This window comes from Thalassiella azotivora, from assembly GCF_054781695.1.
Map to the genome: position 1 here is coordinate 1 of NZ_BAAGTX010000006.1, position 24122 is coordinate 24122.

General features: G+C 73.9%; 23 protein-coding genes and 1 pseudogene. 15 read left to right on the forward strand and 9 right to left on the reverse strand.

The window, feature by feature from the left end:
• The 6 genes and pseudogenes from ACYVQV_RS05390 to ACYVQV_RS05415 all read left to right on the forward strand — a co-directional run.
• A pseudogene (locus ACYVQV_RS05390) lies at positions 1–707 on the forward strand (hypothetical protein); the annotation flags it as partial.
• Between the two features lie 294 nt (positions 708–1001).
• The gene (locus ACYVQV_RS05395; RefSeq protein WP_461022241.1) at positions 1002–1673 is read left to right on the forward strand and encodes a DedA family protein; all 672 of its coding nucleotides are present in this window, start codon (positions 1002–1004) and stop codon (positions 1671–1673) included.
• Positions 1674–1935: 262 nt separating this feature from the next.
• The gene (locus ACYVQV_RS05400; protein ID WP_461022242.1) at positions 1936–3036 is read left to right on the forward strand and encodes an aminotransferase class I/II-fold pyridoxal phosphate-dependent enzyme; all 1101 of its coding nucleotides are present in this window, start codon (positions 1936–1938) and stop codon (positions 3034–3036) included.
• Positions 3033–4859 (forward strand): nicotinate-nucleotide--dimethylbenzimidazole phosphoribosyltransferase, encoded by a 1827-nt coding sequence (gene cobT, locus ACYVQV_RS05405; RefSeq protein WP_461022243.1) that lies wholly within the window; start codon positions 3033–3035, stop codon positions 4857–4859. The genes ACYVQV_RS05400 and cobT overlap by 4 nt, the downstream gene beginning before the upstream one ends.
• A gap of 7 nt (positions 4860–4866) precedes the next feature.
• Entirely contained in the window at positions 4867–5709 is an 843-nt protein-coding gene (cobA, locus tag ACYVQV_RS05410) for a uroporphyrinogen-III C-methyltransferase (RefSeq protein WP_461022244.1), read from the forward strand.
• Positions 5706–5924: a hypothetical protein gene (locus ACYVQV_RS05415; protein ID WP_461022245.1), complete on the forward strand. Its 219-nt coding sequence runs from the start codon at positions 5706–5708 to the stop codon at positions 5922–5924. The genes cobA and ACYVQV_RS05415 overlap by 4 nt, the downstream gene beginning before the upstream one ends.
• Positions 5925–6004: 80 nt before the next feature.
• Here the strand turns inward: ACYVQV_RS05415 and ACYVQV_RS05420 are convergent, their stop codons facing one another.
• Together ACYVQV_RS05420 and ACYVQV_RS05425 are read right to left on the reverse strand one after the other, a co-directional pair.
• Positions 6005–7015: an aldo/keto reductase family protein gene (locus ACYVQV_RS05420; RefSeq protein WP_461022246.1), complete on the reverse strand. Its 1011-nt coding sequence runs from the start codon at positions 7013–7015 to the stop codon at positions 6005–6007.
• An 81-nt stretch (positions 7016–7096) separates the two neighbouring features.
• Positions 7097–7678, reverse strand: coding sequence for a DUF3043 domain-containing protein (locus ACYVQV_RS05425; protein ID WP_461022247.1), 582 nt, complete (start codon positions 7676–7678; stop codon positions 7097–7099).
• Between the two features lie 62 nt (positions 7679–7740).
• On the opposite strand from ACYVQV_RS05425, the gene ACYVQV_RS05430 reads away from it, so the two are divergent.
• Entirely contained in the window at positions 7741–9147 is a 1407-nt protein-coding gene (locus ACYVQV_RS05430; RefSeq protein ID WP_461022248.1) for a M20/M25/M40 family metallo-hydrolase, read from the forward strand.
• 59 nt (positions 9148–9206) lie between these two features.
• Here ACYVQV_RS05430 and nadA read toward each other — a convergent pair whose 3' ends face one another.
• On the reverse strand, positions 9207–10412 hold the full coding sequence (gene nadA, locus ACYVQV_RS05435; protein ID WP_461022249.1) for a quinolinate synthase NadA: 1206 nt from the start codon (positions 10410–10412) through the stop codon (positions 9207–9209).
• Between the two features lie 91 nt (positions 10413–10503).
• Here nadA and ACYVQV_RS05440 point away from each other — a divergent pair, with 91 nt between their 5' ends.
• From ACYVQV_RS05440 to aat, 4 genes are all read left to right on the forward strand, one after another.
• On the forward strand, positions 10504–11652 hold the full coding sequence (locus tag ACYVQV_RS05440; protein ID WP_461022250.1) for a glycerate kinase: 1149 nt from the start codon (positions 10504–10506) through the stop codon (positions 11650–11652).
• 150 nt (positions 11653–11802) lie between these two features.
• Positions 11803–12177, forward strand: a complete 375-nt coding sequence (locus ACYVQV_RS05445; protein WP_461022251.1) for a HesB/IscA family protein — start codon at positions 11803–11805, stop codon at positions 12175–12177.
• A 97-nt stretch (positions 12178–12274) separates the two neighbouring features.
• On the forward strand, positions 12275–13261 hold the full coding sequence (locus ACYVQV_RS05450) for a carbohydrate kinase family protein (RefSeq protein ID WP_461022252.1): 987 nt from the start codon (positions 12275–12277) through the stop codon (positions 13259–13261).
• A gap of 56 nt (positions 13262–13317) precedes the next feature.
• On the forward strand, positions 13318–14019 hold the full coding sequence (gene aat / locus ACYVQV_RS05455) for a leucyl/phenylalanyl-tRNA--protein transferase (protein WP_461022253.1): 702 nt from the start codon (positions 13318–13320) through the stop codon (positions 14017–14019).
• A gap of 23 nt (positions 14020–14042) precedes the next feature.
• On the opposite strand, the gene ACYVQV_RS05460 is transcribed toward aat, so the two are convergent.
• Positions 14043–14315, reverse strand: a complete 273-nt coding sequence (locus ACYVQV_RS05460; protein WP_461022254.1) for a sulfurtransferase TusA family protein — start codon at positions 14313–14315, stop codon at positions 14043–14045.
• The gene (locus ACYVQV_RS05465; protein WP_461022255.1) at positions 14312–15505 is read right to left on the reverse strand and encodes a cysteine desulfurase family protein; all 1194 of its coding nucleotides are present in this window, start codon (positions 15503–15505) and stop codon (positions 14312–14314) included. The genes ACYVQV_RS05460 and ACYVQV_RS05465 overlap by 4 nt, the downstream gene beginning before the upstream one ends.
• Positions 15506–15679: 174 nt before the next feature.
• Between ACYVQV_RS05465 and ctaC the strand changes: the two genes are divergently transcribed.
• The 4 genes from ctaC (at position 15680) to ACYVQV_RS05485 (ending at position 19379) form a co-directional block, all read left to right on the forward strand.
• On the forward strand, positions 15680–16531 hold the full coding sequence (ctaC, locus tag ACYVQV_RS05470) for an aa3-type cytochrome oxidase subunit II (RefSeq protein WP_461022256.1): 852 nt from the start codon (positions 15680–15682) through the stop codon (positions 16529–16531).
• Positions 16531–18276 carry an aa3-type cytochrome oxidase subunit I gene (gene ctaD / locus ACYVQV_RS05475; protein ID WP_461022257.1) on the forward strand — a complete coding sequence of 582 codons (1746 nt, stop codon included), beginning with the start codon at positions 16531–16533 and terminating at the stop codon, positions 18274–18276. Before ctaC ends, ctaD begins: the two co-directional genes overlap by 1 nt.
• A complete protein-coding gene (locus tag ACYVQV_RS05480) occupies positions 18273–18674 on the forward strand; it encodes a cytochrome c oxidase subunit 4 (protein WP_461022258.1) in 402 nt (133 codons plus the stop codon). The genes ctaD and ACYVQV_RS05480 overlap by 4 nt, the downstream gene beginning before the upstream one ends.
• 180 nt (positions 18675–18854) lie before the next feature.
• A complete protein-coding gene (locus tag ACYVQV_RS05485) occupies positions 18855–19379 on the forward strand; it encodes an AAA family ATPase (RefSeq protein ID WP_461022259.1) in 525 nt (174 codons plus the stop codon).
• Positions 19380–19782: 403 nt separating this feature from the next.
• On the opposite strand, the gene qcrB is transcribed toward ACYVQV_RS05485, so the two are convergent.
• The 4 genes from qcrB to ctaE form a co-directional block, all read right to left on the reverse strand.
• Positions 19783–21441, reverse strand: coding sequence for a cytochrome bc1 complex cytochrome b subunit (qcrB, locus tag ACYVQV_RS05490; RefSeq protein ID WP_461022260.1), 1659 nt, complete (start codon positions 21439–21441; stop codon positions 19783–19785).
• Complete coding sequence (gene qcrA / locus ACYVQV_RS05495) at positions 21438–22472, reverse strand: cytochrome bc1 complex Rieske iron-sulfur subunit (protein ID WP_461022261.1); 1035 nt, start codon at positions 22470–22472, stop codon at positions 21438–21440. Before qcrA ends, qcrB begins: the two co-directional genes overlap by 4 nt.
• 41 nt (positions 22473–22513) lie before the next feature.
• Positions 22514–23302 carry a cytochrome bc1 complex diheme cytochrome c subunit gene (qcrC, locus tag ACYVQV_RS05500; RefSeq protein WP_461022262.1) on the reverse strand — a complete coding sequence of 263 codons (789 nt, stop codon included), beginning with the start codon at positions 23300–23302 and terminating at the stop codon, positions 22514–22516.
• Positions 23303–23396: 94 nt separating this feature from the next.
• On the reverse strand, positions 23397–24044 hold the full coding sequence (gene ctaE / locus ACYVQV_RS05505) for an aa3-type cytochrome oxidase subunit III (protein ID WP_461022263.1): 648 nt from the start codon (positions 24042–24044) through the stop codon (positions 23397–23399).
• Positions 24045–24122 lie beyond the last annotated feature (78 nt).

Sequence of the window (24122 nt, forward strand, 5' to 3'; positions counted from 1 at the left end):
GCCCGGAGGGCCGCCCCTGCGGCGGCCGGGCCGTGCCCGGCCCGGGCGGCGGTGCACCGGCCGGTGAGGTCGCCGCTGCGGAGGGTGGGCCGGACGCGGGGACGTCGACGACCGCGGCGTCCTGCGGGCCGGCGGCGGGCGATCCGGTCGCGGCCGAGCCGGTGGCCGGTGAGCCCGTGGCGGGTGAGCCGGTGGCCGGTGAGCCCGTGGCCGGTGAGCCCGTGGCCGGTGAGCCGGTGGCGGGTGAGCCCGTGGCCGGTGAAGCGGTGGCCGGTGAAGCGGTGGCGGGTGTGCCGGTGGTCGGAGGTGTCGGTCCGGCCGCCGCGGAGGCCGCCGGGGAGGGTGCCGCCGTCCGGTCGGCGCCTGCCGCACCCCCCGGACCCCCGGCGGCGGGCGTGGGCGCGTCCTGCGGCGAGCCCGTGGGCGACCCGCTCGCGAGCGGGTCGGTGCCGGTGGCCTGCCCCTCGGCGGTCGCGGCGCCGGCGGCCGCTGGTGCGCTGGTCGCCTCGGTGCGGGACGGGGGCGTCCCGACGGGCGTGTCGCCGGTGCCGGCGTCCTCGCTGCTCGTGCTGTCGGTGCTGCCGGTGCCTGCGCCGGCGCTGTCCTGGCCGGTGGGGCCCGCGTCGGTGCGGCTGACGCTGATCGGGTCCGGTGCCGTGTCCTGGGCGACGGCGGGACCCGGGGCCGCGTCGGCCTCACCCGGGTGACCACCGAGGACCTTGGCCCCGCTGGGCGGTGCGACCACCCGTCTGCGCCTCTTCGACGGGTCGCCTTCGGTCGGGCGCTCCGAGTCGTTCACGGTCCCTCCTCAGGGCGGGCCGGCCACGGCCGACCGGTTACCGGCTGCTGCCGGTGATCATGTCGCGTTCTACCACCACTGGGGAGGCTATTCCTGTCCGGAACCTCGCGCCGTCCGGTTCACCGCGCGCGGCGTGGCGCCGCGACGGCAGCCTGCCGGGCGCTTGCCTGCGTGCGCGGCGGGCCGCGCGTAGGGTCGGACCGTGAACCGCGCACCCCTGCTGCCCCGCTCCGTGAGCGGGGCGGGATCCGCGGACGGCCAGGGTCTGGGGGGTCTGGCGGGCTGGGTGGCCGACGTCATCGACAGCCTGGGGGAGGTCGGGGTCGGCCTGCTCACGCTGCTCGAGACGGTCTTCCCCCCGGTCCCGAGCGAGATCGTCCTGCCGCTCGCCGGCTACCTCGCGCAGCGCGGGCGGATGGAGCCGGGGTGGGTCCTCGTCGCGGCCACCCTCGGGTCGCTGGTCGGTGCCTGGCTCCTGTACTGGTTGGGGCACGCGGTGGGCCCGGAGCGCTCCCGCCGCGTCGTCGCGGCCGTGCCGCTGATGGACGCCGAGGCCGTCGACACCGCCGTGGCGTGGTTCCACCGGCACGGCCCCACCGCGGTCCTGGTGGGACGGCTGGTCCCGGGGGTGAGGTCGCTGGTCTCCCTCCCGGCCGGGTCGGAGCGGATGCCCTTCGTGCGCTTCACCCTGCTCACCGCGCTGGGCAGCGCCGCCTGGAACGGGCTGCTCGTCGGGGCGGGCATGCTCCTGGGCACCCAGTACCGCCTCGTCGAGGAGTACTCGTGGGTGCTGGACGTCCTGCTCGTGGGTGGGCTGCTCGTCCTCGTGGTGCTCGGCGTCCGCCGGCGGTTGCGGCAGCGGTCAGCGCGCTGACCTCCACCTGGGTGACCGCGTCGGGGGTGCCTTCCCGTGCCGACGACGGGGGCGTACATTGCCGGTCGACCCGTCGCCGTCCGGAGGCGGGTGGCCCGACGACGTGGAACGGCAACGACTGGATGAGGCAGCGGCGGACGGAAGCGGTCCCCGCCGCACCGCCGCTCGCAGGTCGTGACCCACAGTGGCCGACTGGCCACGGCCCGCAGCCCGTCCGTGGAGGTCGCGCCGGGATCCGCTCGGCTCGTCCGGAGGTGCCCCGGTGAGCGCCGGACCGACGCGGTCGGGACACCCCGGCGCGAGCCGGACCGTCTCCGGCCAGCGCCCGGCGGTCGCCGACATGGCCCGCACCAGCCGCACCCCCGTCCCGCCCTCGTGGCTGCGCCGGGTGCTGCACGAGGCCCTGGACGACCTGTCCGCGCACCCGCGACCCGAGCAGGCGGTGGCCGCCCTCGCGCGACGGCACGCGGTCGGCGAGCAGTCGGTGCTCGTCACAGCCGGTGCCGGGGAGGTCCCGACCCTGCTCGGCCGGGCGCTGCTGCCTGCGTCCGACGTGCGGCGCGCCGCGGTCGTGCACCCGATGCCCCAGGAGGCGGAGCGGGCGCTGCGCCTCGCCGGCCACGACGTCGTCCGCGTCGTCCTGCGCCCCGAGGACGGCTTCGAGCTCGACCCGCACCAGGTCCCCGACGACGTCGACCTGGTCCTGCTCGGCAACCCCGCCAACCCGTGCTCGGTCCGCCAGCGGGCGTCCCTGCTCGCCGGCCTGACCCGCGCCGGCCGGGTCGTGTGCGTGGACGAGTCCTTCCTGCCGGGCGGCCCCGGGGACCCGGGGTCGATGCTCGCCACCGGAGCGCCGGGCGTCGTCAGCGTCCGCAGCCTCACCAGGACCTGGGGGGTGGCGGGACTGCGCGCCGGGTACGTCGTGGGCGACCGGGACGTCGTGTCCCGCATGCGCGTCCAGCAGGCTCCCGGGACCGTCAGCTCGCTCGCGCTCGCCGCGCTGCGGGCCAGCGCCGAGCCGCAGGCGGTCGCCGAGGCCTTCGACCTCACCAGCACCGGGGTCTCCCAGGCGCGCCTGCTCGCGACCGCCCTGCGGGCCCTCGCCGAGGAGGGGCTGGACCTGCACGTCCCGGTGTACCCGCAGGCGCCCTTCGTCCTGGTGCGGGTGGACGACGGCGAGTTCCGCCGCCAGCGGATGCGCGCCCGCGGGTGGGCGATCCGCAGCTGCACCGACTTCCCCGGCCTGGGGCCGGACTGGTGGCGGCTGTCGGCGCGCGACCCCCTCGTGACCGTGCGCTTCCTGGAGGACCTGCGGGACGTGCTGTCGCTGCCCGCGCTCGCCGTCCCGGACAGCGGCTGGTGAGCCCCCGCGACGTGGCCCCGCCGTTCGACGACGACGACCGCGAGGCCGTGCACCGGGTGCTGCGCGAGCGACGTGACGTCCGCAGCACGTTCCGGACCGACCCGGTCGACGACGCCGCGCTCACCCGTGTCCTCGCCGGCGCGCACGTGGCGCCCAGCGTCGGGCTGTCGCAGCCGTGGGACTTCCTCGTGGTGCGCGACGAGCGCACCCGACGCCGCGTCGCGGACGTCGTCGCCGCGCAGCGTGCCCGGTTCGCCGCGTCGCTGCCGGCCGCGCGCGCCCGCGCCTTCGCCGGGCTGAAGGTCGAGGCCGTGCTCGACACCCCGGTCAACATCGCGGTCACCTGCGACCCGACCCGGGGCGGCCGCCACGTCCTCGGCCGGCACGCCGACCCCCGCACCGCCGCCTTCTCCGTCGCCGGCGCCGTGCAGAACCTGTGGCTGGCCGCCCGGGCCGAGGGCCTCGGCGTCGGCTGGGTCAGCTTCGCCGAGCCCGAGGAGCTGCGCGCCGCGCTCGACCTGCCCGCTCACGTCGAGGTCGTCGCCTACCTGTGCCTCGGCCACGTCTCCGCCTTCCCTCCCGGACCCGAGCTCGCGCTCGCCGGGTGGGCCCGCCGACGGCCCTTGGCCTGGGCGGTGCACCATGAGCGCTGGGGACGACGAGGCCTACCCGGAGGAGAACCCGTGCACCTGCTCGACGAGACCGTCGCCGCGATCCGTGGCGCGGACGACGCGGTCGCCGCGCGGGCGTGGGACCGCCAGCACGACCTGACCAAGCCCCGCGGCTCGCTGGGCGCCCTCGAGGCCCTGGCCGCCCGCGTCGCCGCCTCGACCGGCCAGGTGGAGCCGGTGCTCGAGCCGGCCGCCGTCGCGGTGTTCGCCGCCGACCACGGCGTCCACGCCCGCGGGGTGTCCCCGTGGCCGCAGGAGGTCACCGCCCAGATGGTCGCCGCCGTCCTCGGCGGCGGCGCGGCCGTCAACGCCTTCGCCCGCCAGGCCGGTGCCGAGGTGCAGGTCGTCGACCTCGGTGTCGTGGGCGCGGTCCCGGGAGCGGACGAGGAGCTCGCCGACGGCTCGGTGCGCCGGGGCGGCGCGCCGGGCCTGCTGCGTCGTCGGGTCGCCGAGGGCACCGCGGACCTGTCCGAGCGGCCCGCCATGACCCGGGCGCAGGCCGTCCAGGCGCTCGAGACGGGCATCGAGACGGCCCGTGACCTCGTCTCCGCAGGCAACCGGCTGCTCGTCGCCGGGGACCTCGGGATCGCCAACACGACGGCGTCCGCCGCGCTCGTCGCCGTCCTCACCGGTGCCGACCCCGAGCTCGTGACGGGCCGCGGCACCGGGGTGGACGACAGCGTGCTCGCCCACAAGGTCACCGTCGTGCGGCAGGCGCTGGACCTGCACCGACCCGACCCGGCGGACCCCGTCGGCGTCCTCGCCGCCGTCGGCGGCCTCGAGCACGCCGGCATCGCCGGGTTCCTGCTCGGCGCCGCCGCGTGCCGGGTGCCCGTCGTCCTGGACGGCGTCATCGCGTGCGCCGCTGCCCTCGTCGCGCAGGCCCTGGCACCGGCCGCCGTGGACCACTGGGTCGCCGGCCACCGCTCCGAGGAGCCCGGCGCCACCGCGGCCCTCGCCGTCCTCGGCCTCGAGCCGGTGCTCGACCTGGGCCTGCGGCTCGGCGAGGGCACCGGGGCGGTGCTCGCCGTGCCGGTGGTCCAGGCCGCCTGCCGGGTGCTGGGGGAGATGAGCACGTTCTCGTCGATGGCGCTGCAGGACGCCGCCGAGCGCGCGTCGGAGTCGGCCGCGCTGGCCGACGACGACCGCTGACCGTCCCGTGACCGGCGACGCGCGGCCGCGCGACGACGCGGGTGCGGGTGGCGACGCGGACGCGGTCGGGGGGCGCGGTCGCGTCGTCCTGGTCGGCGGCGGACCGGGCGACCCCGGCCTCATCACCCTCGCGGGGTGGCGGGCGCTGCAGGAGGCCGACGTGGTCGTCACCGACCACCTCGGCCCGGTGTCGGTCCTCGACGACCTGCCCGAGGGCGTCGAGGTGGTCGACGTCGCCAAGCACCCCCGCGGCCCGTCCACCCCGCAGGAGACCACGAACGCCCTGCTCGTCGAGCACGCGCTCGCGGGCCGGGTGGTGGTGCGGCTCAAGGGCGGCGACCCGTTCCTCTTCGGTCGCGGCGGCGAGGAGGTCGACGCGTGCCGGGCCGCGGGCGTCCCGGTCGCCGTCGTCCCCGGGGTGACCAGCGCCGTGGCCGTGCCCGCCCTCGCCGGGATACCGGTCACGGACCGGGAGCTGTCGCAGGGCGTCACCGTCCTCTCCGCGCACGTCCCTCCCGGCGACCCCCGCAGCACGGTGGACTGGGCGGCCGTGGCGCGCACCGGGACGACGGTCGTCGTCCTGATGGGCGTGCGCACGCTGCGCGCCGTCGCCACCGCGCTGGTCGACGGCGGCCTGCCTGCGTCGACGCCGGTCGCCTGCGTCCAGGACGGCGGTCTGCCGACCCAGCGCGTCGTGGCCGCCACGCTGGCCGACGCGGCCGACGCCGCCGACGCCGCCGGGCTGCGACCGCCGGTCGTGACCGTCGTCGGGGCCGTCGCCGCCCGTGCCCGGGTGGGCGACGGCGCCGGTGGCAGCGACGGACCGGCGGCTCCTACGCTGGCCCCATGACGTCGAGCACCTGGACCTGGACCTTCGAGGACGCCACGGGCCGGCCGGTGTCGCCGCCGTCCGCGCCGTCCTCGCCCTTCCCGACGCAGGCGGACGCGGAGAGCTGGGTGGGGGAGACCTACCAGCAGCTCGTCTCCGAGGGGGTCGACGCGGTGCGCCTGCACGACGGTGACTCCGAGGTGTACGGCCCGATGTCGCTGCACCCCGCGGGCTGAGGCCAGCGGGCGGCGGGCCGCGGACGTGACGAGGGGCGACCCGGCCCGGGCCGGGTCGCCCCTCGCGTCGCGTCGGGTCCTCAGACCACGCGGGTCTGCGGAGCGCCCTCCCGGGTCCGGGCCGGGTCGCGCTCGACGACGCCGTCGAGGGCGTCGTCGATCCGGCGCATGACGTCGGCGTCCAGGCGGACCCCGGCGGCCTTGACGTTCTCCGCGACCTGCTCGGGGCGGGAGGCGCCGACGAGGGCCGCGGCCACGTTGTCGTTCTGCAGCACCCACGCCACCGCCAGCTGCGCCATGGACAGGCCCAGGTCGTCGGCGACGGGCCGCAGGTCCTGGACCTTGGCGAGCGTCTCGTCGTTCATGAACCGCTCGATCATCTTCGCGCCGCCCTTGTCGTCGGTGGCGCGCGAACCCTGCGGGTGGGGCTGGCCGGGCACGTACTTGCCGGTCAGCACCCCCTGGGCGATGGGGGACCAGACGATCTGGGAGACGCCGAGCTCGCGGCAGGTGGGGACGACCTCGTCCTCGATGACGCGCCACAGCATCGAGTACTGCGGCTGGCTCGAGACGAGCTGCACGCCGAGCTCCTTGGCCAGGGCGTGACCCTCGCGGATCTGGTCGGCGGTCCACTCGCTGACACCGATGTACAGGGCCTTGCCCTGGCGGACGACGTCCGCGAAGGCCTGCATCGTCTCCTCCAGCGGCGTCTCGGTGTCGTACCGGTGCGCCTGGTAGAGGTCGACGTAGTCAGTGCCGAGCCGTCGCAGCGAGCCGTTGACCGACTCCATGATGTGCTTGCGGGACAGGCCGGTGTCGTTGGGGCCCTTCGGGCCGGTGGGCCAGTAGACCTTCGTGAAGATCTCCAGGGACTCGCGCCGCTCGCCCTTCAGGGCGTCACCCAGCACCTGCTCCGCCACGGTGTTCGCGTAGACGTCGGCCGTGTCGAACGACGTGATGCCCGCGTCGAGCGCCGCGCGCACGCACTGCGTGGCGACGTCGTTCTCGACCTGGGACCCGTGGGTCAGCCAGTTGCCGTAGGTGATCTCGGAGATCTTGAAGCCGCTGTTGCCGAGGTATCGGTACTCCATGTGGCGACCCTACGGGCGACAAGGGTCGTCCCACGAATCAGGAGACGGCGTCCGCCCGGATCAGCAGCGCGTGCAACGCGTTCAGGACGGGTACTCGCCGCGCGCCACCATCGGCTTCGGCAACCGCGTGCGGCGGATCTGGAACGCCCGCAGCACGCCGTAGCGGACGGTGCCGCCCTGCAGCCCCTCCTCGCCGAACCGCGCCAGCAGCGCCTTGCGGAGCTGCCGGGCCAGCAGCCAGCCGTCGAGCAGGGACATCAGCACCGTGGCCCACAGGGCCAGCGTCGCGACGAGCCGCAGCAGCGGGCTGGGGGCGAACGTCAGCAGGACGACGACCAGCGCGATGAGCAGGAAGAACTCGCCGACGCTCCACCGGGCGTCGACGTAGTCGCGCACGAAGCGCTTGTGCGGACCCTTGTCCCGTGGCGGCAGGTGCTTCTCGTCGCCGCTGAGCATGGCCTCGCGGGCCCTCATCCGCTCGGCCCGGGCGTGCTCGCGGGCCTGCTTCGCGGCGGCCTTGCGGTCGTCCGGCACCAGCGGCCGCCGGCGCTGGGCGACCCGCTCGTGGCGCTTGGGCGTCGGACGGTTCTTCGCCCCGGGACGCGGCGCCACCTGACGCGGGGCGGGGGCCTGGGGGGTGGGCGTCTTCTTGCGTCCGAGCACACGCCGAGCGTACCCGCGCCCGTCGTCGTGACGGTCCGGCGGTGTCGCTACCGTGACCCGTCATGACCGCCTCGACGACCCCTGCGCCTGCTCCCGACCTCGACGTCACGGCCCTGCGCGAGGCCGCAGCGGCCGTCCTGCCCGGGGTCCGGGCCGACCTGGAGCGGCTGGTCCGCATCCCGAGCGTCTCCGCGGCGGCGTTCGACCAGGCGACCCTCGACACGAGCGCCGAGGCGGTCGCGTCCCTGCTGCGGGACGCCGGTATGCCGGAGGTCGAGGTCCTGCGCGCGGAGCGACCCGACGGCAGCCCGGGGGCCCCCGCGGTGGTCGCCCGCCGTCCGGGGCCCGACGGCGCGCCCACCGTGCTGCTGTACGCCCACCACGACGTCCAGCCCCCGGGTGCCGAGGCCGACTGGACCACCCCCGCCTTCGAGCCGACCGAGCGCGACGGGCGCCTCTACGGCCGCGGTACCGCTGATGACAAGGCGGGGGTCATGGCCCACGTCGCGGCCCTGCGCGCGCTGCTGCCGACCTGGGGGCCGCAGGACGGCGTCGGTGTCGTCGTCTTCGTCGAGGGCGAGGAGGAGTCCGGGTCCCCGTCGTTCGCCGACTTCCTCCGGCGCTACCGCGACCGCCTCGCGGCGGACGTGATCGTCGTCGCCGACTCCGACAACTGGGCCGTGGACACCCCGTCGCTCACGACGAGCCTGCGCGGACTGGTCGAGGCGGACGTCGAGGTCCGGACGCTCTCGCACGCCGTCCACTCGGGCATGTACGGCGGCGCGGCCCCCGACGCGATGATGGCCACCACGACCCTGCTGTCGCGCCTGTGGGACGACGAGGGCGACCTCGCCGTCGAGGCGCTCCAGCGGCACGAGTCCCACGACGTGACGGTCGCGGAGGCCGACGTCCGCCGCGACGCGGGCGTGCTGGACGGCGTCCGGCTCGTGGGGCGCGGCCCGGTGGCCGCCCGGATGTGGAGCCGGCCGTCCGTCACCGTCACCGGGGTCGACGCGCCGTCGGTCGCCACGGCGTCGAACACCCTGCTGCCGGTCGTGCGCGCCAAGCTGTCGATGCGGATCGCGCCCGGCCAGGACCCGCAGACCGCATTCGAGGCGCTGCGGGAGCACCTGCTCGCCACCGCGCCGTTCGGCGCGCAGGTCGAGGTCACCCTCAAGGAGCTCGGGCAGTCCTTCGCCGGCGACGTCGGCGGCGAGGTCTACGACACCGCCCGCTGGGCCCTGTCCCAGGCGTGGGACGGCGCCCAGGTCGTGCACCAGGGCATCGGCGGCTCCATCCCGTTCATCGCCGACCTCACCGACGTGTTCCCGGACGCCACCGTCCTCGTGACCGGTGTGGAGGACCCGGACACCCGGGCGCACGGCTACGACGAGTCGCTCAGCCTCGCCGTGCTCGAGCGCGCCTGCCTGGCCGAGACGCTGCTGCTGGCGGCGCTGGCCGCCCGCTGAGGTCGGCCGCCCGCCGCGCGGGCGGTCCGCCCGTCCCGGGCCGAGGGGTCCTCGCGGGCTCAGACCGGGACGGTCGCACGCGCGGTCGGGCCGGGCAGGGCCAGCATCCGGTCCAGGGCCACCCGCGCCCAGTGGGCGACGTCGGGGTCCACCGCGATCCGGTTGACCACGCGCCCGGCGGCGAGGGACTCCAGCGACCACACGAGGTGCGGCAGGTCGATCCGGTTCATCGTCGAGCAGAAGCACACCGTGCGGTCCAGGAAGTGCACCTGCAGCTCCGGGTGCCGGTTCGCCAGCCGGCGCACCAGGTTGAGCTCGGTGCCGATCGCCCAGTGCGAGCCGGGCTCGGCGCCCTCGAGCGCCCGGATGATGAACTCGGTGGACCCCACCAGGTCCGCGGCGGCGACGACCTCGTGCCGGCACTCGGGGTGCACCAGGACGTTCACCCCGGGCACCCGCTCGCGCACGTCGGCGACGTTCTGCGCCGAGAAGCGCCCGTGCACCGAGCAGTGCCCGCGCCACAGGACCATCCGCGCACCACGCAGCTGCTCAGGCGTCAGGCCACCGGCCGGCTTGTGCGGGTCGTAGACGACGCAGTCGTCCAGGGACATGCCGAGGTCGCGCACCGCCGTGTTGCGCCCCAGGTGCTGGTCGGGCAGGAAGAGGACCTTCCCCCGGCCCTCGGCCCGCTGCTCGAACGCCCACGTCAGCGCCGTCGCGGCGTTGGACGACGTGCACACCGTCCCACCGTGACGGCCGGTGAACGCCTTGATCGCCGCGGAGGAGTTCATGTACGTCACGGGCACGACGTCGTCCGCCACGCCGGCGTCGACGAGGACGTCCCACGCGTCCTCCACCTGGGAGATCGCGGCCATGTCCGCCATCGAGCAGCCGGCGGCCAGGTCCGGCAGCACGACCTGCTGGGCGTCCGAGGTGAGGATGTCGGCGCTCTCGGCCATGAAGTGCACGCCGCAGAACACGACGTACTCCGCGTCCGGTCGCGCGGCGGCCTCCCGCGCGAGCTTGAACGAGTCGCCCGTGACGTCGGCGAACTGGATGACCTCGTCACGCTGGTAGTGGTGGCCGAGCACGAACACCCGGTCACCGAGCGCGGCCTTCGCCGCGCGGGCGCGCTCGACCAGACCCGGGTCGGACGCGGCGGGCAGCTCACCCGGGCACTCGACCCCCCGCTCGCTGCGCAGGTCGGCGTCGCGGCCCAGCAGGAGCAGCGCGGCAGGGGTCGCACGGGGCTCGGTGAAGGTCACGCCGCGATGCTACGGCCCCCGACGCCGCGCGCGTCAGCGGTCCGCGGGGTGGGGTGCGCCACCGCCGCGGGGCCTGCGCGAGGATGACCCGGTGCGCGTCCTGATCGCCCCCGACTGCTTCTCGGGCACCCTGACCGCCTCCCAGGCCGCCGCCGCGATGGCCGCGGGGTGGCGCCGGCAGGCGCCCGCGGACGACGTGGCCACCTGCCCGCTGTCCGACGGCGGACCCGGCTTCGTCGACGCCCTGCACGAGGTGCTCGGCGGTGAGCTCGTCGCCGTCACCGTCACCGGCCCCGTCGGCGACCCGGTGCCCGCGACGGTCCTGGTCGTCCCCGGGGCGGACGGCGCGCCCGGTCACGCGTACGTCGAGTCGGCCCAGGCCTGCGGCCTGCACCTCGTCCCCGCCGACCGCCGCGACCCCACGCGCACCACGACGACGGGCGTGGGCGAGCTGCTGCTGGCTGCCGCGGGCACGGGGGCTCGCCGCGTGGTCGTCGGCCTCGGCGGGTCCGGCACCGTCGACGGCGGAGCGGGGGCGCTGGCCGCGCTGGGTGCCGGGGCTCCCGAGCTGCTCGCCGGCGGCGGGGGCGCCCTCGACGCGCTGCCCGGCGCCGGGCTGACCGGCCTGGCCCGCGCCCGCGAGCGCCTCGCCGGGGTCGAGCTGGTGGCCGCGAGCGACGTCGACGTCCCGCTCCTGGGGTTCAAGGGCGCCGCCGCGGGCTTCGCGGCCCAGAAGGGCGCCACCCCCGAGCAGGCCCAGCACCTCGACCGGGCCCTCGGTCGTTTCGCCCAGGTCGCCCTCGAGACGCTCGGGCCCGACCTGGCGCCGCAGCGGCTCGTCGCCGAGGCCGGCGCCGGTGCGGCCGGCGGGCTGGGGTTCGCGCTGCGGCTGCTGGGTGCGGTGCGCGAGCCCGGGGCGCAGGTCGTCGCCGACGCCGTCCGGCTGGGCGACCGGCTCGCCGCCAGCGACCTCGTGGTCACGGGGGAGGGCTGCTTCGACTGGCAGTCGCTGCGGGGCAAGGTGGTGGCCGCCGTCGCCCACCACGCGCTCGCCGTCGGGGTCCCCACCGTCGTGGTCGCCGGCCAGGTGCAGGTCGGGCGACGCGAGACCGTGGCCCTCGGCGTGGAGTCCGCCTACGCCGTCGCGGAGCGTCCCGACGACGTCGAGCGGTCGCTGGCCGACCCCGCCGGGACGCTCGCTGACCGCACCGCGCGCGTGGCCCGCACGTGGTCGCGCTGAGCGGGGCGTAGGCTGGAGCGAGGGGGACGCCCCACCGCCTCCGGCGGCGGGAACAACCAGGCGCCTCCCTCGGGTTGACCCCGGTGACGGCAGGCGCCGCCCCCGGTGGCCTGCCCCGGACCTGCCCCCGGCACCACGGAGAGATGGCACATGAGCGAGACCCAGACCAGCACCCCGGCCGAGACCACCACCGCGCCCACCCACGGCGTCGAGCTGACCGCTCCGGCTGCTGAGAAGGTCCGCAGCCTCCTGGAGCAGGAGGGGCGCGACGACCTGCGGCTGCGCGTCGCGGTGCAGCCCGGCGGCTGCTCCGGCCTGATCTACCAGCTGTACTTCGACGAGCGCACGCTGGACGGCGACGCCGTCCGCGACTTCGACGGGGTCGAGGTCGTCGTGGACCGCATGAGCGTCCCCTACCTCGACGGCGCGACGATCGACTTCGCGGACACGATCGAGAAGCAGGGGTTCACGATCGACAACCCCAACGCGGGCAGCTCCTGCGCCTGCGGCGACTCCTTCAGCTGAGCTGCGCCGACCCGGCGCGCACGACGGGCACCCCACAGGCCGTGGGGTGCCCGTCGTCGTCCCGGGGGTGGTCGTCCGGCGGGTAGAGTTCCCGCTCGTGCGCCTCGCAGTCACCGGGTCCATCGCGACCGACCACCTCATGACCTTCCCGGGCCGGTTCGCCGACTCCCTCGTCGTCGAGCAGCTCGACAAGATCTCCCTGTCGTTCCTCGTCGACGACCTCGAGGTCCGCCGGGGTGGCATCGCCGCCAACATCGCCTTCGGGCTGGGCAACCTCGGCCACCGGCCGGTGCTCGTCGGCGCGGTGGGGCAGGACTTCGTGGACTACCGCTCGTGGCTGGACCGCCACGGCGTCGACACCAGCCACGTCCACGTCAGCGAGCTCCGGCACACCGCACGCTTCGTGTGCACCACGGACGCCGACCACGCGCAGATGGCCTCGTTCTACGCGGGCGCGATGACCGAGGCGCGCGAGATCGAGCTCGGCCCCATCGCGGAGCGTGCCGGGGGCATCGACATGGTGGTCATCAGCCCCAACGACCCCGAGGCGATGCTGCGGCACACCGAGGAGTGCCGGACGCGGGGCATCCCGTTCGTCGCCGACCCCTCGCAGCAGCTCGCGTGGATGGACGGCGACCAGATCCGCCAGCTCGTCGACGGCGCCGCGTACCTGTTCAGCAACGCCTACGAGGCCGCGCTGATCGAGAAGAAGACCGGGTGGTCGGCGGAGGAGGTGTCCGCCCGCGTGGGCGTCCGGGTCACCACGCACGGCCGGGACGGCGCGACCGTCGAGGCGGGTGGGGTGGAGGTCGCCCGGGTCGCGACGCCGAGCGAGGAGCGGCGCGCCGACCCGACGGGGGTGGGCGACGCCTTCCGGGCGGGCTACCTGGCCGGGTTGGCGTGGGAGCTGTCCGCGGAGCGCTGCGCCCAGGTGGGCGCGATGCTCGCCACGTACGTGGTGGAGACCGTCGGCACGCAGGAGTACGAGCTGGGGCGGGCGCGCTTCCTGTCCCGGTTCGCCGAGGCGTACGGGGACGCGGCGGCCGCGGAGGTCGGCGAGCACCTGCGCACCCCGCGGCCCTGACGGGCCCGGCCGGGGTGGCGGGCCGCGTGCCGTCGGGCAGGCGCTGAGGTCCGTCGGTGACGACGGGCGGCGAGGACGTCGGGGCGCAGCTGCGTGACCTGCTGTCGCGGGTGCCCGCTGGCGAGGACCTGGTCGCCGCCGGTGCGGACCTCGAGCCGGCCACGCTGCTGGCCGCCTACCGGTCCGGGCTGTTCCCGATGGGCCTCGGCCGGCACGGCAGGCCCCCGTGGGGCTGGTGGTCACCCGACCCCCGTGGGGTGCTGCCCCTGGATGGTCTGCGGGTGAGCCGCTCGCTGCGCCGGTCGGCCCGCAGGCTGCGGTGGACCACCGACACCGCCTTCCGCGAGGTCGTCGCCGGGTGCGCCGACCCGCGCCGGGAGGGGCGGTGGATCACCCCGCGCGTCGCCGCCGCGTACACCAGGCTGCACGAGCTCGGCCACGCCCACAGCGTCGAGGTCTGGCAGGGGGACCGGTTGGTCGGTGGCCTGTACGGGGTCGAGGTCGGCGGCCTGTTCGCCGGGGAGTCGATGTTCCACGGCGTCACCGACGCCTCGAAGGTCGCGCTGGTCGCGCTGGTCGACGTGCTGCGCGCGGACGGTGACCCGCGGCGGCTGCTCGACGTGCAGTGGTCGACGCCCCACCTGGCCGGGCTCGGGGTGGTGGAGGTGCCGCGCGCCGAGTACCTGCGGCGGCTCGCCTCGGCGGTCGCCGCCCCGCCGGCGGCCTGGCCGGCACGGCCCGCCGCAAACCGGCACTGACGTCCGGGGACCCGCGGCGCTCCTCAGGCGACCTCGACGAGCAGCTCCAGGACGCCGTCCCGGTCTCGGGAGCCCATCAACCGCTGGCCCCGCATCCGGCACCATGCCGCGACGTCGGGAGCGGCGGCCGGGTCCGTGGCCAGCAGGAGCACGGTGTCACCAGGCCGCAGCCCCCGCACGGCCCGGGCGAGCTCGATGACCGGCAGCGGGCACCGGGCCGAGCGGGCGTCCACGACGAGCGTCGCCTCGCGCCGCCGCTGCTCGACCGGAGGGCGCTCGGGGTCCCCGCCGGTCACAGACCCTCCGCCCCCAGCACGGCCCGCAACCGGCTCACGGCGCGGGGGAGGACCTCGAGGAAGCGCTCGGCATCGGTCTCGAGGCGGCCGGGCGGCGCACCCGGGGGCAGGCCGACCCGCACGTTGCCGTGGGTGAGGGCGCCCATGGCGGACAGCACGTGGCTGGGCTCGAGCGTGTCCGCCGTGCACGCCGACCCGGAGCCCACCGCGAACCCCTCGCGGTCCAGCTCGGTGACCAGCGCCTCGCCCTCGACGTACAGGCAGGAGAACGTCAGCACGTGGGGGAGCCGGTCGGTGGGGTCGCCGACGACCTGCAGGTCCGGCACCAGCTGCGGCAGCCGGCGGCGCAGCAGGTCCACGACGTCCCGCCGCCGGGCGTCCTCCGCCTCCCGCTCGTCCTCGGCGGCCCGCAGGGCGACCGCCGCGCTGAGCAGCTCGGGGACGCCCACCGGCCCGGGTCCCGAGCGAGGGTCGGAGCCGGTCGGCGGCCACGGCCACCGCCACCGGACGCCGGTGCGCACCGCCAGCAGCCCCACCCCGGCCGGACCGCCCAGACCGTGCACGCCCGACGCCACGACGTCCCAGGACGAGGGCACGACGGCCCGGCCGAGCGCCGGGTCCGCGTCCACGACCAGCGGGACCCCCGCCTCGACGGCGACCGCGTGCGCGCGCTCCACGGGCTGCACGGTGCCCACCTCGCCGTTCGCCGCCTGCAGGCACGCCGCGGCCACCCCGTCCTCGTGCACGACGGCCGTCCAGGCGGTCAGGTCGACCCGGCCGAGGTCGTCGACCCGCACCGGGTGCGCGGTGCCGCCACCGGCGACGTGGTGGGCGGCCGTGCGCAGCACGGACGAGTGCTCGACCGCGGAGTGCACCAGGGCGCCGCCGACGCGGCGCCGTCCCGCCAGCACCCCCAGCACCCCGGTCCGGACGGCGTCCGCGTGGCCGGCGGTGACCACCAGCTCATCGGGTCGCGACCCGAGGCCCGCGGCGAGGACCTGGCGCGCGCCGTCCACGAGCGCCGCGGCGCGCCGGCCCTCCGAGTGCAGCCGTCGCGGGTCCGCCCAGCCGTCGTCGAGGGCCGCCAGGAGCGCCTCGCGGGCCCGGGGGTGGTAGGGGACGACCGACGCCGCGTCCCAGTACGCGCGGTGCCCGGACGCCTCTCCGGCAGGGTGGTGCGGACTCGCCACGCGGGCACCGTAGCCGCACCCCGCCGCCGTTCCGCAGGCCCCAGGGAGTAGGGTTCGCGTGTTCGTGTTGGTAGCTCTCGTCCTCCCGACGAGTCAGCACTGTGGAGTGGGAAGGCCGACGTGCATCCGGACGACCGAACCCCTGGCCGACGCGCCGGCACCCGCCTCGCGGCGGTGGCGCTCGTGGCCGCCCTCGTCACCGCGGGCTGCTCCGCGGAGCAGCTCTCGACGGGCTACCTGCCCACCGAGCGCGACACCACCAACCAGGTCAACCGCGTGATCGACCTGTGGAACGGCTCCTGGATCGCGGCGCTCGTCGTCGGCGTGATCGTCTGGGGCCTGACGATCTGGTGCGTGGTCGCCTACCGGCGGCGCAAGGACGAGACGGGCCTGCCGGCGCAGATCCGCTACAACGTGCCGTTGGAGCTGCTGTACACCGTCGTCCCGGTCTTCATGGTCGCGGTGCTCTTCTACTTCACCGCGCGCGACCAGTCCGAGATCGAGGCGCGGGACCCGAACCCCGACGTGACCATCAACGTCATCGCGAAGCAGTGGGCCTGGGACTTCAACTACGTGGACGCCGACGTCTACGAGTCCACCGAGCAGGTGCCGCTGGACGGCACGGAGGCGCCGGAGGAGCTCATCCCGACGCTCTACCTGCCGGTCGACCAGTCGGTCGAGGTGGTCCTGCAGGCGCGAGACGTCATCCACTCCTTCTGGGTCCCGGCCTTCCTCTACAAGAAGGACATGATCCCGGGGCGGACCAACCACTTCACCGTCACGCCCCAGCGCGAGGGCGTGTACAAGGGCAAGTGCGCCGAGCTGTGCGGCGAGTACCACTCCGAGATGCTCTTCAACGTCGAGGTCGTCTCGCAGGAGCGCTTCGAGGAGGAGATGCAGGAGCTGCGGGACCGCGGGCAGACCGGGCAGCTCGGCATGGACCTGAGCCGCCAGGGTGAGCCGACGCGCGACCTCGGCATCACCGAGGACGAGATCGGCCGCGGCGGAACGGACGGGACGGACTGATGACGAGCTACTACGAGGCGGCCGGCGCGTCCGGCGCCACGCCCCGGACCCGGACGGTCGCCGAGCGGCGCAGCCGGCGCGGCGCCACCGTGGTGAAGTACCTGACGTCGACCGACCACAAGGTCATCGGCAACCTGTACCTCATCTCCTCCTTCTTCTTCTTCTGCGTCGCCGGTGTGATGGCGCTGTGGATCCGGCTCGAGCTGTGGGAGCCCGGCATCCAGTTCGTGCAGAGCAAGGAGCAGTACAACCAGCTCTTCACGATGCACGGCACGATCATGCTGCTGCTGTTCGCTACGCCGCTGTTCGCCGGCTTCGCGAACTGGATCATGCCGTTGCAGATCGGGGCGCCGGACGTCGCGTTCCCGCGCCTGAACATGTTCGCCTACTGGCTGTACCTCTTCGGCGGCCTGATCGCCTGCGCCGGCTTCTTCACCCCGGGTGGAGCCGCCTCGTTCGGCTGGTTCGCCTACGCGCCGCTGTCCAGCCAGGTCTACTCGCCGGGGATCGGCGGTGACCTGTGGGTCTTCGGCCTGGCGTTCGCCGGCTTCGGCACGATCCTGGGCGCGGTCAACTTCATCACCACAATCATGTGCATGCGCGCCCCCGGCATGACGATGTGGCGGATGCCGGTGTTCACCTGGAACATCCTCGTGACCAGCATCCTCGTGCTCATGGCGTTCCCGCCGCTGGCCGCCGCGCTGCTGGCGCTGGGTGCCGACCGCCGGCTCGGGGCGCATGTGTTCGAGGCCGAGAACGGCGGGGCCATCCTCTGGCAGCACCTCTTCTGGTTCTTCGGGCACCCCGAGGTGTACATCATCGCGCTGCCGTTCTTCGGCATCGTCACCGAGATCCTCCCCGTCTTCAGCCGCAAGCCGATCTTCGGCTACAAGACGCTGGTGTTCGCGACGATCGCGATCGCGGCGCTGTCGGTGACGGTCTGGGCCCACCACATGTACGTGACCGGCGCGGTGCTGCTGCCGTTCTTCGCGTTCATGACGATGCTCATCTCGGTACCGACAGGCGTGAAGTTCTTCAACTGGACCCTGACGATGTACCGAGGGTCGTTGACGTTCGAGACACCGATGCTCTGGGCGATCGGCTTCCTCGTCACCTTCCTGTTCGGCGGACTCACCGGCGTCATCCTCGCCAGCCCGCCGCTGGACTTCCACGTCAGCGACACCTACTTCGTCGTGGCCCACTTCCACTACGTGGTCTTCGGCACGGTCGTGTTCGCCATGTTCGCCGGCTTCTACTTCTGGTGGCCGAAGTTCACCGGCAGGATGCTCGACGAGCGCCTGGGCAAGGTCCACTTCTGGATGCTCTTCCTCGGCTTCCACGGCACGTTCCTGATCCAGCACTGGCTGGGCGCCATCGGCATGCCTCGCCGGTACGCCGACTACCTCGTCACCGACGGGTTCACGTGGATGAACCAGGTCTCGACGATCGCGTCGTTCCTGCTCGGGGCGTCGATGGTGCCGTTCCTGTGGAACGTCTACAAGACGTGGCGGGATGCGCCCAAGGTGCTCGTGGACGACCCGTGGGGCTACGGTGCCTCGCTCGAGTGGGCGACGTCCTGTCCGCCGCCGCGGCACAACTTCACGTCGCTGCCGCGCATCCGCTCGGAGCGGCCCGCGTTCGACCTGCACCACCCGCAGGTCGCCGCCGGCGACGTCGCGACACCCGACGACTCGATCATGGGCAAGCTGGCTGACGAGCCGGACCTGAAGGGGGCCTCCTCGTGAGGATCACGACCGCGGTGTTCGCGGGCCTGACGCTGTTCTTCCTGCCCGTCGGGATCGTCTACGGCTGGCTCACCAAGTTCGACGAGCCCGTGGGGTTCGCGGCCCTGCTGCTGACGGGCGGGATGGCGGGCATGGTCGCTGTGTACACGTGGATGACGACTCAGCGGCTGGAGACGCTGTCAGGTGACCAGCCGGACGCGGTGATCGAGGACGACGCCGGGGAGCAGGGTTTCTTCAGCCCGCACTCGTGGTGGCCCCTGCCACTGGCCTTCGGTGCCTCGCTGGTGTTCCTGGGAGTGGCGATCGGCTGGTGGATCTTCTTCATCGGGATCGGCTTCAGCGCCGTCGCTCTCATCGGCTGGGTGTACGAGTACTACCGCGGCGCCCACGCCCACTGACAGCGAGACTGATGGCTCCGCAGGCCCCGCCGGTCACCGACCGGCGGGGCCCGCGGCGTCATCCCGTCAGGCACCTGCCGAGCGCCTCGCGTCCGCCGTCCGCCGGTGGACCTGTCCTGAGTTCGCGGGTGGTGACCACAACTGGGCACTGAACCGCTCCTCGAGCACGTCCGAGGGCCCGTGCTGGAGCCCGGGGCGCGACCTGGTCTGGTGCGGATGATGTGCGGCGTCGCGGGTTCGGGCAAGACGACGTACGCTCGCCACCTCGAGGCCCTCGGTTTCACCAGCCTCTCCGTTGACGAGACGATTTGGCGCACCGTCGGCCGTTACGGCGTCGACTACCCGCCGAGGGAGTACGAGCGGCACCAGACGAGCGCCACCCGCCAGGTGCGGCGGGAGCTCGTCGACGGCCTGGCGGCTGGACGCTGCACGGTCCTCGACCTCAGTTTCTGGTCCAGGCGGGACCGTGCGTCGTGGACGCGTCTCATCACCGAGCACGGTGGGCGGCGCGAGCTCGTCCACCTCCAGGTGGACGAGACCACGCTCCGGCATCGGCTCGCCCGCCGGGCACAGCGCTTCGACGCGGACGCTGCGTTCCCTGTCACGCCGGAGACGCTCGACCGCTACCTCGCCGGCTTCCAACCACCGCAAGGCGAGGGGGAGACGGTCCTGTGCTGGGCGGACGCAGGCGTCGACCACCCCTGAAACCCCCGGCGAGCCCCGATGGGGCGCCCGGAGCGCGGCGGTTCCGGCAGCGCCCGCCCGGCGCCCCGTGCCCGCACGTTTCCACCAAGGTGCGGGTTGGGTGCCGTCTGGGGGCGCAGGTTTCCACCAAGGTGCGGGTTGGGTGCCGTCTGGGGGCGCACGTTTCCACCAAGGTGCGGGTGGGGTGCCGTCTGGGGGCGCACGTTTCCACCAAGGTGCGGGTGGGGTGCCGTCTGGGGGCGCACGTTTCCACCAAGGTGCGGGTGGGGTGCCGTGTGGGGCGCACGTTTCCACCAAGGTGTGGGTCGGGTGCCGTGTGGGGACACCGTGCGGAGACGCCGCACGGCGACGAGGGCCGCTCCCCGGTGTGGGGAGCGGCCCTCGTGTCGAGCGGTGGTCCGGGTCAGTGCCCGGTGGTGACGGCCGGACGCTCCGACTCGCCCTCGACCGCGTCGTGCTCGGCGTGACCGTGGTGGCTGGCCGCCAGCTCGGCAGGGGTCAGCGGCTCGACGCGGTCCTCGTAGAACCACTCGGACAGCTTGCGCCGCACGCGGTCCTTGCGAGCCCCCGGCCGCGCGACCCCGTTCTCGTCCACGTCCGGCGCGAGCTCCAGCGGGCGACGGGACTCGTGCTGCACCAGCAGCCAGCGCTCGTGCTCGTCGAGGGCCTCGTGGACCTCGAAGTACTCGCCGTCGGCGGTCCGGACGATCCGACCGGTCTCCCGTCCGTGCAGCGCGAGCTCCTTGTCCTTGCGCTGCATGCCGAGGCAGATCCGCTTGGTCGCCCAGAAGGCCACGGCGGGGGCCACGAACAGGAGCACCCGGAACGCCCACGTCAGGTCGTTGATGGACAGCCCGAAGTGCGTGGCGATGAGGTCGTTCGTCGCGGCCAGCGCCAGGATGACGTAGAAGACGATCGCGGCCACACCGGCGCCGGTCCGGAACGGGGCGTTGCGGGGACGGTCCAGCAGGTGGTGCTCCCGCTTGTCGCCGGTGACCCACGACTCGATGAACGGCCACGCGATCAGGGCGGTGACCATGATGCCTGGCAGGACGAGACCCGGGACCAGGATGTTCCAGGAGATCGTGAACCCGGCGATCGTGGACTCCAGGCCCGGCATCAGCCGCAGCGCGCCGTCCACGAACAGGATGTACCAGTCCGGCTGGGTGCCGGCGGAGATCGGCGACGGGTCGTACGGGCCGTAGTTCCACACCGGGTTGATCGCCACCGTCGCCCCGAGGAACGCGATGATGCCGAAGACGATGAAGAAGAACCCGCCGGCCTTCGCCGTGTACACGGGGAAGAGCGGGAAGCCCACCACGTTCGAGTTCGTGCGCCCCGCGCCCGGGTACTGGGTGTGCTTGTGCAGGGCGACGAGCCCGACGTGCGCGCCGATCAGGGCCAGGATCAGGCCGGGGATCAGCAGCACGTGGACGATGTAGAGCCGCGGGATGATGGACTCACCCGGGAACTCCCCGCCGAAGAGGAAGAACGAGACGTACGTGCCCACGACGGGGATGGCCTTGATGACGCCGTCGATGATCCGCAGGCCGTTGCCGGAGAGCACGTCGTCCGGCAGCGAGTAGCCGCTGAAGCCGGCGCCGAGGCCCAGCAGCGCCAGGACGCTGCCGAGGATCCAGTTGATCTCACGGGGCTTGCGGAACGCGCCGGTGAAGAACACGCGGAACATGTGCACCGTCATCGTGGCGATGAACAGCAGCGCGGCCCAGTGGTGGATCTGCCGCATCAGCAGGCCACCGCGCACGTCGAACGACAGGTGCAGGGTCGAGGCGAAGGCCTCCGACATGGTCACGCCGTACATGGGCGCGTACGAGCCCTCGTACTCGATGAGGCCCATGCTCGGGACGAACCACAGCGTGAGGAACGTCCCGGAGATGAGCAGCACGATGAAGCTGTACAGCGCCATCTCGCCGAGCATGAACGACCAGTGGTCGGGGAAGATCTTGCGTGCCATGCCCTTGACGGCCTTGGACACGCCGAGCCGCTCGTCGAGGAAGTCCGCAGCCCCGGCGGCGGGTCCGGTACTCGTCGTGGTGCTCATCCGCGCTCCCAGTAGCTCGGTCCGACGGGTTCGAGGAAGTCGCTCTGGGCGATGAGGTAGCCCTCGTCGTCGATGGCGATCGGGAGCTGCGGCAGCGGGCGCTTGGCGGGACCGAAGATCACCTTGCAGTGCTGCGTGACGTCGAAGGTCGACTGGTGGCAGGGGCAGAGCAGGTGGTGGGTCTGCTGCTCGTACAGCGCCACCGGGCACCCGACGTGGGTGCAGATCTTGGAGTAGGCGTAGATGCCGTCGACGTCCCAGCCGACCCGCTCGGGGTCCTGCTGGACGTCGTCCGGGTCGAGCCGGATCAGCAGGACCGCGGCCTTGGCCTTGTCCTCCAGCACGTGGTGCGACTCGTACAGGTTCTCCGGGATGACGTGGTACACGGAGCCGAGCGTGACGTCGGCTGCCTTGATCGGCTCGCCGTTGGGGTCACGCGCCAGCCGGACCCCGCGGGCCCACAGCGTCTTGGTCAGCACGTCCTGGGGGAGGGGCCCGAGGTCGCCCAGGAGGAACACGGCCGGGAGCGGGAAGAGGGCCAGCGCGCCGAGCAGCGAGTTGCGGATCAGGGGGCGCCGGCCGATGCCGGACTCGGCGCTGCCGGTCTTCAGGATCTCCACGGCGGCGGCGCGCTCCGCGTCGGTGCCCCGCATCGTGTGCCGGTTCTCGACGAGCTCGTGGTCGGGCATCAGCGTCTTCGCCCAGTGCACGGCGCCGAGGCCGATGCCCATGAGCGACAGGGCCATCCCGATGCCGATGACGAAGTTGGACAGCTGCAGGGTGGCGAAGTCGCCCCCGTCCGGCTGCCAGGCGAGGTAGCCGACGACCGCGATGACCGTGCCGACGGCCGACAGGGCGAACAGGAGGGTGACCTGCCGCTCGGCACGCTTGGCGGCAGCCGGGTCGGTGTCGGCCATCCGGTAGCGGTGCGCGGGCAGTCCCGGGTCCTCGAACCGGTCCGGCAGGCCGGCCTGGTCGTCGCGCTGGGCGACGTCGGTGGAGGTCGCCTGCCCGTGCTCTGGTGCGTTCATGCCGTCCCGTCCTGCTCCGCTGGGCTCCGAGTGACGTCCGCTCACGACGACTTCGCCCCCAGCCAGACCGCGGCGCCGATGAGCAGGGCCATCGCGCCGACCCACACGAAGAGGCCCTCCGAGACCGGCCCGAGGCTGCCGAGCGACAGGCCGCCGGCGGAGGGGCGCTCCTCCATGTACTTGAGGTAGCTGATGATGTCGTTCTTCTCCTCGGGGGAGAGGTTCGCGTCGTTGAAGACGGGCATCGACTGCGGGCCCGTGGCCATCGCCTCGTAGATGTGCTTCTCGCTGACACCGTCCAGCGCCGGAGCCCACTTGCCGCGGGTCAGCGCGCCGCCGGCGCCGGCGACGTTGTGGCACATCGCGCAGTTGATGCGGAACAGCTCGCCGCCGCGCGCCAGCGCCTCGGGGTCGTCGGTGGGACGCAGCACGTCCTCGTCCGGGATGGCCGGGCCGGGGCCGAGGCTCGCCACGTAGGCTGCGAGGTCGGCGGTGTCCTGCTCGGTGAGCTCACGGGGCTTGTTCGGGGCCTGCGGGGCGGTGGCCTGCATCGGCATGCGGCCGGTGCCCACCTGGAAGTCCACCGCGGCCGCACCCACGCCGACGAGCGACGGCGCGATCCCGGTGCCCGTGGCCTGGTCGCCGTGGCACGTGGAGCAGTTCGCCAGGAACAGCTCGCGGCCGCGCTCGGCGTCGCCCTCGGCGGTCGTGCCTGCCTCCGCGGAGCCCGGCGCCACGGTGGCGTAGGCCGTGCCGGTCACGAGCAGGCCGAGGAGCAGGAGCACCACGGTGGCCAGTGGGTGGCGCCGGCGTGCGGCGAGTGCCTTCACAACGAGGTCCTTCTCTCTCGTCCGGCGCCCCGGTGGGGGGTCCGGTCCGGCTCGCGGTGCGCGCCGGGGTCGGGGTCGGTGCGGTCCGGGCGGGTCACTTCAGCACGTAGATGATGACGAACAGCCCGATCCACACCACGTCGACGAAGTGCCAGTAGTACGACGTGACGATCGCGCTGGTGGCCTCGTGGTGCCCGAACCGACGCGCGGCGAACGCGCGGCCGATGATGAGCAGGAAGGCGATCAGACCACCGAGCACGTGCAGACCGTGGAAGCCGGTGGTCAGGTAGAAGACGGAGCCGTACGCGTGCGAGGCGATCGTGACGCCCTCGGTGACGAGTGCCGCGTACTCGTAGATCTGCCCGGCGATGAACACCGAGCCCATCGCGAAGGTGAGGACGTACCACTCGACCATGCCCCACCGGCGGACGTCGAGCAGCGAACCGGTCCGCAGCGCCTGGAAGCGCTCGGCGGCGAACACACCCATCTGGCAGGTCACCGAGCTCAGCACCAGGATGGTGGTGTTGGCGAGGGCGAACGGGATGTTGAGCTTCTCCGTCTCGCTCACCCACAGGTCGGGCTCGACCGCGCGGATCGTGAAGTACATCGCGAACAGGCCCGCGAAGAACATCAGCTCGCTGGAGAGCCACACGATCGTGCCGACCGACACCATGTTGGGTCGGTTGACCGTCACGTGGGTCGGGGTGCCTGAGACTGCGGTTGCTGTCGCCACGAGGAGCATTATGTCTGGCCCGGGTCCGCGGGGACAGGCACCCCCCGTGTCGTCCGGCGTGGCCCTCGACACGGGTAGCATCCGCGA

Bases quoted from the DNA above. Each gene is read 5' to 3' on its own strand.
- ACYVQV_RS05415 (WP_461022245.1), top strand. From the start codon at position 5,706: ATGACGTCGAGCACCTGGACCTGGACCTTCGAGGACGCCACGGGCCGG.
- ACYVQV_RS05420 (WP_461022246.1), bottom strand. From the start codon at position 7,015: ATGGAGTACCGATACCTCGGCAACAGCGGCTTCAAGATCTCCGAGATC.
- ACYVQV_RS05430 (WP_461022248.1), top strand. From the start codon at position 7,741: ATGACCGCCTCGACGACCCCTGCGCCTGCTCCCGACCTCGACGTCACG.
- ACYVQV_RS05445 (WP_461022251.1), top strand. From the start codon at position 11,803: ATGAGCGAGACCCAGACCAGCACCCCGGCCGAGACCACCACCGCGCCC.
- ctaD (WP_461022257.1), top strand. From the start codon at position 16,531: ATGACGAGCTACTACGAGGCGGCCGGCGCGTCCGGCGCCACGCCCCGG.
- qcrB (WP_461022260.1), bottom strand. From the start codon at position 21,441: ATGAGCACCACGACGAGTACCGGACCCGCCGCCGGGGCTGCGGACTTC.
- qcrA (WP_461022261.1), bottom strand. From the start codon at position 22,472: ATGAACGCACCAGAGCACGGGCAGGCGACCTCCACCGACGTCGCCCAG.
- ctaE (WP_461022263.1), bottom strand. From the start codon at position 24,044: ATGCTCCTCGTGGCGACAGCAACCGCAGTCTCAGGCACCCCGACCCAC.